The following is a 7,237-nucleotide window of genomic DNA, read 5'->3' on the forward strand; positions in this document are numbered from 1 at the left end:
GCCAACTCCGGCCCGTCGTCAGGAGGTTGCGGCCGACGTCGCCGACGCCGAGCACGTCCAGCAGCCGGAACACGTGCGGCGCCGGCTAGGTGGCCGTTCCAAGATGACCCGCGTTGCGGGTGGAGCGGCAGTCGATCGAGGTGGCAGCGCCCGAGCCGGCCGCCACGTCGGACGCTCTGAGTCGTTGTCCCCCGCGTGCCGAGTCTGGTGGGAGCCGGAGTGTCCCCAGGTCGCTGCCGTCGGCACTCACCCGTGTTCATTTGGCGAACTTGAACCGCAGATAACCTCTCAGCGAGCGGGTAGGACACGGTGAGCGTGCTGCTGCGTCAGGAGTAACGACCAACGGTAGGCGATCAGTTGCGGGCGCGCTCCGATGCCGATACTGCCACGAGGGGGAGCTGTGGGGTACGTGGTGGCTGCCGCTCGGGCGGCGGCTGTGGTCGTCGCCACCTGGCTGGCGCTGTTCGTGCTGATGGTGCTGCTGGGGTCGCTTCTGCCAGGCCCCAGACCCCACGGCACCCTCTGGTCCACGGTCGTCATGCTGTGGCTGCTCTCGCTGTTCCTCGGGCCGCCGGCCGCCTGCGTCGCGTTGCGCCGGTGGATCGCCGGCGGCCGAGCCGGGCGTCGGGACGAACCGCCTACTCCTGGGCCGTACGCGCGAGCCGATCAGGACACGCCGCAGTCCGGCGGACATGCCTGGCGGACGGACGCGCCACCTCCTCCGCGGTCCGACGAGCAGAGGCGGTTCCAGACCCCGTATGACGCAGAGGGCCCGGACGCAGAGGGCCCGGACGCAGAGGACCCGGACGCCGAGGACCCGGACGCCGAGGCGCGGCGACGAGCCCGAGCGGGAGCCGAGCGGAAGCATGCAGAAGCTGAGCGCGCCCGAGCGGCTGCCGAGCGGGCGCGTAAGGAGGAAGCTCGACGACGAGCGGCGCGCAACCGCCGCCTGCGCGAACGGGGTCGGCGGTACTGACAAGGCGCAGGCCAGTCGAGAAGGGAACGGCTCGGCCATGGTCGGCCTTGCTGATCCTTTCAGGATGAGAGGGGCTGCCGGTCGCTCGGCGATCCTGGCCGCGGGCTATCCGGATGCGTGTTGGCCTTGTTCCGGATGACCTGTGGGAGCGCGTGGCTCCGCTGCTGCCGTCCGCTCCCGAACGGCGCCACCGCCACCCCGGCCGGCCACGCGCCCCGGACCGGGCGGCCCTCGCCGGCATCCTGCCAAGTGCTGTGGACCGGTGTTGCCTGGCGTGACGTCCCTGCTGAGACCGTCGGTTGCTCCGGAGTTACGGCCTGGCGCCGACTGCGCGATTGGACCGAACCTGGCCTCTGGCCACGCCTTCACCCCGCTCTACCGACCGAGTTACGCCGCGCCGACCTGCTTGATCTTGAGGACTGCGCCGTGGACGGATCGCACGTCCGTGCACTCACCGCCGACAGGACCCCGCCCACACGGACCTCGCGGCGGGACCGGTGGACCACCCCGGCACGGTGATCATCAACCTGCCCTCACCCGGTGCGATCCGACGCCGGTCGTCGCAGGTCGTCGCAGGTCGGCGATGGTCGGCCCCGCTCCGGCGGGCGGGGGTCACCGACCGGGGTCCCGATGTTCCCGTCCGGGCCCGCCGCCCGTCGGCGAGGCCGCCGATCCCGATACCCGCCCGGACCCTTGCGAGAAGGGTTGACTGCGCATGCCAAGTGATGGACGCTGCAGCCGTCGCCTCCACCACCCCCTCCGCATTCGGAGGAGTCGGCTCTCGCATTTTGTGAGCGCTAACAATCGTCCGGACCCCGCGCCGCGCGCCTCCGGCGACGCCCCATCCGCGCGCACCACGCGGGTCCGTCCCCGCCTCCGTACGTCATGGCGCCCAGCCGGCCGTTGCCGAGTGGGAGCGCTTCCAGGAAGCCGTCGGCGGCGCGCCGGTACCAGAGCGGGTCCGTGGTGGGCTGCCGGCTGTCCGTGGGCACGTTGTCGTTCCGATCATGGGTGCGGCGGGGTCCGGGGTCCGGGGGGACGGGCCGGAAGAACGTGGTCAGGGGGCGGTACCGACGGCGCTGCGGTGGTCGGCGCCCGAAAGGGCCGGTACCCATGTCAGGACTCCCCGGCGGCGGGCTGCCGCTCGTGCTTGAGCCGGCCGGAGACGAAGCCGTCGATCACGACGGGTACCGCGCCGAGGCCGACTCCGGCTATCGCATCGGTCAGGGAGGTCAACTGCGCTGCCTCTGCCAGTACTTCGGCGTCGAGCTCGACCCGGACGGTGTCGCCGAGGTCGCACACGCGCAGCTGCTCGGACCGCAGTCCGGCGCGGCTGAGCGCCTCGCGCGCCGCCGTCTCGGCGCGGTCGACGCGGGCCAGGCGGTGGCCGGTGACGGGGATGCCGTAGCGGATGCGGCCGGCCAGGCAGGGGGTGGCCGGCTTGTCCCAGGTCGGGAGGGACCACAGCCTGCTGACGGCGCGTACGTCCGCCTTGCCGAGGCCGGCGTCCAGCAGCGGCGGTCCGGCGACGGGGGGGCGCAGCGCGTCCCGGAGCACGGCCGTCTCGTCGGCGGCTCCGGGGTGGCGCAGCGGCTCCACGACCGTGGTGACGGCGGGGTCGACGTCGATGTCGAGCCCGGTCTCACCGTAGGCGAGTCGGACCTTCATACCGGCTCCTTCCGGGCGCCGGACGACGTCGCTTCGTCCAGCCGGTAGACCCGGGTCGCGGTGCCGCCGAAGACCTGGGCGCGCTCGTGCGGATCGAGGTGTTCCGTCAGCGCCTCCGCCGCGCTGACGACGTGTTCGTAGGAGGCGGCCACGAGGCAGACCGGCCAGTCGGAGCCGAACATCATGCGTTCGGGCCCGAAGGCGTCGAGCGCGGTCTCCGCGTAGGGGCGCAGCTCGGCGACGGTCCAGCCGTCCGGGCCGGTCTCCGTCACCATCCCGGAAAGCTTGCAGAAGACGTTGGGCTCGCGGGCGAGTTCGCGCACCCGGCCGGCCCACGGCTCCAGTTCGCCCCGCGCGATCGGCGGCTTGGCGAGGTGGTCCAGGACGAACGGCTGCTCCGGAAGGGAGCGCACCGCGTCGATGGCGGCGGACAGTTGGTGGGGCCGCACGAGCAGGTCGTAGCAGAGCCCCGCGTCGCCGACCGCGCGCAGTGCGCGCCGGACGTCGGCCCGGGCCAGCCAGGCCGGGTCGGGCTCGCCCTGGACCAGGTGCCGGATGCCGACGAGCCGCTCGCCGCCCGGTCCTCGCCGCAGTTCGGCGAGGGTGTCGGCGATCCCGGGCGCGGTGAGGTCCGCCCAGCCGACCACCCCCGCGATCAGCGGTTCGGCGGCGGCCAGGGCGAGGAACTCCTCGGTCTCGGTGGCATCCGGCAGGACCTGCACCAGAACGGTGCGGTCGATTCCCGCCGCCCGGGCCCGGGGGGCCAGGTCGGCCGTCCCGAACCCGCGCCGGACGGCTGCCAGTTCCGGCGCGTCAAGCCAGGATTGCGGGCGCCGGGTCAGGTCCCACACGTGGTGGTGCGCGTCGACTCTCACGCGTGGTCGCTCCTCGGTCGGTGGTCGACGGATGATCAGGTACGGTCCCGGTCCTGCTGCGGTCCGGTCGGCGGGGCGGGAATCTCCGCGCCCGCGGCCAACTGGTCGCGCAGCCAGCCTTCGGTGGTGTGGACGTGCATCAGGGCCGCGGCCTGGGCGAGGTTCGGGTCGCGGGCGGTGAGGGCGTCGAGGATCGTCTGGTGCTCGGCGGCGGTCCGGTCCGCCGCGTCGGCGTCGACCAGCCCCCGCCAGACCCGGGCCCGGAGGGTGCGCCCGGAGATGTGCTCCAGCAGCGTGGCCAGGGTCTCGTTGCGCGTGGCGCGGACCACGGCCCGGTGGAAGGCCGCGTCGTGCCGGATCTGCAGCTCGACGTCGTCCCGCGCGGCCTTCATGGCCGCCAGGTGGTTTGCCATCTCGGCGAAGTCCTCGTCGGTACCGCGGGTGGCGGCCAGCGCGGTGGCGACCGGCTCGAAGAGCCTGCGCACCTCGGTGAGTTCGAGGACGGTGTCCCCCTGGAGCAGTTCGACCGCGCCGCCGAGCCCCTCCAGCAGCAGACCGGGCGCGAGGCTGGTCACGTAGGTGCCGTCGCCTCGCCGGATCTCCAGCACGCGCGCCACGACGAGGGCCTTGACCGCCTCGCGCATGAGGTTTCGGGACAGGCCGAGCTCGGCGGCAAGCTGCTGCTCGGGGGGCAGCTTCGAGCCGGGCGCAAGCTCGCCCTCCCCGACCATCTGACGGATTCGGGCGATGGCTCTGTCGGTCAGGGACACGGCATCAACGTAGCAGGAGATCCCATGTCCTGGAAGACGCTTGAAGCCCTCCTTTTCTCAAACCCCATGCACAAACAGGTGCTTTGCCAAGCTCCGGCCATCCCACTGGACGCCCCGGACCGGATTTCCCGCACATACATCCCATGTTTCAACCGGAAGCACGACCTGAGTGCAGCCGCTCACGAGCCAGGGGTTCCCTGCGTGGGCCGGACTCCTCCAGCCGCCCCCGGCCGAGCTCCACGATGAGGCCGACGCCGGTGGCGGTGGAGAACCGGTGCGACACGGACCTGCACGGCGGGCGGGCGGCTCATGGTCTACGGCGGCAGGCGCCGGGGTGCCGACGGCCGCCCCCGGTCCTCGGTGCACCCACCGCCGCAGGCCGGAGATCGGCCGGCACTGGCACCCTGCCCGCCCCAGCTGTCACACTACTGACCATACGTCAAGTGTCATATCGTCCTTCCGGCCGTCGCACGGCCGCGGGGAGAGATCGGGGAGCAGCGGCGATGAACGTGGAAGATCCGGGCCTGGAGAAGCCGCTCAGCACCGTCATACGGCAGGACATACCGCACAGCGCCCGCATGTACGACTGGTTCCTGGGCGGCAAGGACCACTTCGAGGTGGACCGCGAGGCCGCCCAGCGAGTGCTCACGGTGTTCCCGACCATGCGGACCGCGGTCTGGGCGAACCGGGCGTTCATGCAGCGGGCGACCCGGACGCTGGCGCAGCGGGGCCTTCGCCAGTGGTTGGACGTCGGCACGGGCATCCCCACGTCCCCGAACCTGCACGAGGTCGCGCAGTCGGTGGCTCCGGAGGCGCGGGTGGTCTACGTGGACAACGACCCGATCGTGCTCGCGCACTCGCGGGCGCTGATGACCAGCACGCCGGAGGGACGGACGGCGTACGTCCACGGCGACGCGCGGGATCCGGACGCCATCCTGGGTGCCCCCGAGGTGGCGCGGACGCTCGACCTGGGGCAGCCGGTGGTGTTGTCGATGGTGGCGTTGCTGCACTTCGTCACGGACCTCGGCGAGGCGCGCGCGATCGTGGAGCGGCTCCTGAAGCCGTTGCCGGCGGGCTCGGCGCTGGTGCTCTCGCACGCCACGGCGGAGCTGGACCCGGAGGGCGCGCCGATGGTGCAGGAGATCTACAACAAGGCGGGCACGACGCTGCGGCTGCGGCCCCGCGCCGAATTCGAGACCCTCTTCGAGGGGCTGGAGCTGCTGGAGCCGGGGATCGTACCCGCGCACCGCTGGCGCCCGGACGAGGACGGCACCGCCGACCGGCTGCCGGACGCGGTCACCGACGCCCAGGTGTCGTTCTACGCGGGTGTCGCCATCAAGAACCAGTAGTGGCTTGTCAGGTGGCCCGTCGCATCGTGCGGTCGGTGGTCCTCCGGCCGGACGAGGGCCGGGGAGCCCGAGTCGTCCTCGACCCGGCCGGTCGAGGACGACTCCGCCCGGGGCGCAGCCGCCCGGGCGGTCGGCCGGCCGGCCGGTTCACGGACCGTGCCGTCCACCCGTGAGCGCCGGGGGCGCCCGGCCGGAGGACGTCATGCTCCGGCCGGGCGCCCCACCCGGCGCCATGTCCGTTCCGCGGGCCGGCGGCGCCCCGGCATGACGTCCCCGCGGCGTTCGATCCGCCGCGTCACACCACGAGCCGCCGGAACTGCTGGTTCGCGCCCGTGCCGCAGGGCCACTGGATGAGGCGGGCACCGTCGGCGGCGGAGGCGTTCGCGACGTCCAGGCACTTGCCGCTGTGCCGGGCGACCAGGCGGACGTAGCCGTCGCCCGCGTCCTGGAGGCGCCACTGCTGGTTGAGGCCCTGGTTGCAGGTGTGCTGCTGGGCGGGTGTGCCGTCGACGGCGGAGTTCCGGTCGATGTCGAGGCACTTGCCGCTGTGCCGGGCCACGAGGTTGTCGTACGGGCCGCCCCCCGCCCCGCTCGGCGTCGGCGGGCTGCCGTTCGAGGCGACGGAGATCGAGCTGCCCGAGGGCAGCCTGCTCGCCCTCTACACCGACGGGCTGGTGGGGAGCCGTGAGCGCGACTCCGAGCAGGGGATCACCGACCTGCTCCGGATCCTGGGCGAGCCGGCCACCTCGTTGGAGGCGCTCTGCGACACGGCGTTGAAGACCCTCCTGCCCGACCACCGCACCGACGACGCGGCCCTGTTGCTCGCCCGCACCCGCGCGCTGGATCCCGACCACGTCGCCGACTGGGACATCGAGCCCGACCCGGCACTGCTGGCACACGCCAGGCGGCTGGCCGCCGACCAGCTGGCAGCCTGGGGCCTGGAGGAGCAGGAGGTCGACGAGTACGCCGCCCGGGACACCCCGAGTGGGTCGCGCGCAACGAGAATCTGGGGATCACCCGCTGGACCGAGTCGGCCTTCAAGGCCGACTGGAACGTCCTCGACATCGGGTGTCGGGTGTAGGGGGTCGGGGCCCGGGCGTCGGGCGTCGGCGTCGGGCGTCGGCTCCGGGTCAGCCGACGGGCAGCAGGGTCGGGTCCGCCATGATCCGGCGGACCGTCGTCAGCGCCGCACCCAGCAGCGGCCCGCGCCGCCCCAGAGCGGACGGGCGCAGCGCCTCCGGGGCCCACGGACGCACGACGACCCGGGCCGCCAACTCGGTGCGCACGGACGGCAGCAGCCAGTCGGCGAGTTCGGCGTAGGCGCCGCCGAGGACCAGAGCGTCCGGATCGATGAGTTCCACGGCCGAGGCGAGGGCGAGGCCCAGCGCCTGCCCGGCGCGGTCCAGCGCCGCCAGGGTGGGCGCGTGCCCTGCGGCCGCGCGCTCGGCCAGCAGGGCGACCGGGTCGCCCGGGCCTGGTCCGGCCCCGGCGGCGCCGCCCGGGGGGGGGGGGGCCCGCCCCCGCCCCCCCGCCCCCCCCCCCCCCCCCCCCGGCCCCCCCCCCCCGGGGCCCCCCGGGGGCCCCCCCCCCCCCCGCCCC

At 73.6% G+C, this 7,237-nt stretch carries 6 protein-coding genes and 3 pseudogenes; 3 read left to right on the top strand and 6 right to left on the bottom strand.

The annotated features are described in order from the left end of the window. Positions 1-1,089: 1,089 nt before the first annotated feature. A pseudogene (locus ACGFZP_RS27665) lies at positions 1,090-1,465 on the top strand (transposase); the annotation flags it as partial. A gap of 308 nt (positions 1,466-1,773) precedes the next feature. Here ACGFZP_RS27665 and ACGFZP_RS27670 read toward each other — a convergent pair. The 4 genes from ACGFZP_RS27670 to ACGFZP_RS27685 are packed head-to-tail and all read right to left on the bottom strand — an operon-like array spanning position 1,774 to position 4,289. Then, entirely contained in the window at positions 1,774-2,091 is a 318-nt protein-coding gene (locus ACGFZP_RS27670; protein ID WP_392938178.1) for a glycoside hydrolase N-terminal domain-containing protein, read from the bottom strand. Position 2,092: 1 nt separating this feature from the next. Further along, positions 2,093-2,644, bottom strand: a complete 552-nt coding sequence (locus ACGFZP_RS27675; protein WP_392938180.1) for a hypothetical protein — start codon at positions 2,642-2,644, stop codon at positions 2,093-2,095. Continuing rightward, on the bottom strand, positions 2,641-3,519 hold the full coding sequence (locus ACGFZP_RS27680; protein WP_392938183.1) for an amidohydrolase family protein: 879 nt from the start codon (positions 3,517-3,519) through the stop codon (positions 2,641-2,643). Before ACGFZP_RS27680 ends, ACGFZP_RS27675 begins: the two co-directional genes overlap by 4 nt. Before the next feature lie 35 nt (positions 3,520-3,554). After that, a complete protein-coding gene (locus ACGFZP_RS27685) occupies positions 3,555-4,289 on the bottom strand; it encodes a FadR/GntR family transcriptional regulator (RefSeq protein ID WP_392938186.1) in 735 nt (244 codons plus the stop codon). Positions 4,290-4,792: 503 nt separating this feature from the next. Between ACGFZP_RS27685 and ACGFZP_RS27690 the strand changes: the two genes are divergently transcribed. Beyond that, the gene (locus ACGFZP_RS27690) at positions 4,793-5,638 is read left to right on the top strand and encodes an SAM-dependent methyltransferase (protein ID WP_392938189.1); all 846 of its coding nucleotides are present in this window, start codon (positions 4,793-4,795) and stop codon (positions 5,636-5,638) included. Between the two features lie 295 nt (positions 5,639-5,933). On the opposite strand, the gene ACGFZP_RS27695 is transcribed toward ACGFZP_RS27690, so the two are convergent. Continuing rightward, on the bottom strand, positions 5,934-6,197 hold the full coding sequence (locus ACGFZP_RS27695; RefSeq protein WP_392938192.1) for an RICIN domain-containing protein: 264 nt from the start codon (positions 6,195-6,197) through the stop codon (positions 5,934-5,936). A gap of 19 nt (positions 6,198-6,216) precedes the next feature. Between ACGFZP_RS27695 and ACGFZP_RS27700 the strand changes: the two are divergent. Then, a pseudogene (locus tag ACGFZP_RS27700) lies at positions 6,217-6,585 on the top strand (SpoIIE family protein phosphatase); the annotation flags it as partial. Between the two features lie 183 nt (positions 6,586-6,768). On the opposite strand, the pseudogene ACGFZP_RS27705 reads toward ACGFZP_RS27700, so the two are convergent. Then, positions 6,769-7,237 (bottom strand): annotated as a pseudogene (locus ACGFZP_RS27705) (ROK family protein); the annotation flags it as partial.

Origin of the sequence: Kitasatospora sp. NPDC048239, assembly GCF_043202015.1 — a bacterium.
Taxonomy (GTDB): domain Bacteria; phylum Actinomycetota; class Actinomycetes; order Streptomycetales; family Streptomycetaceae; genus Kitasatospora.

Excerpts from the sequence above, each read along its gene's own strand:
- ACGFZP_RS27670 (WP_392938178.1), bottom strand. The coding sequence starts at position 2,091 with ATGGGTACCGGCCCTTTCGGGCGCCGACCACCGCAGCGCCGTCGGTAC.
- ACGFZP_RS27675 (WP_392938180.1), bottom strand. The coding sequence starts at position 2,644 with ATGAAGGTCCGACTCGCCTACGGTGAGACCGGGCTCGACATCGACGTC.
- ACGFZP_RS27690 (WP_392938189.1), top strand. The coding sequence starts at position 4,793 with ATGAACGTGGAAGATCCGGGCCTGGAGAAGCCGCTCAGCACCGTCATA.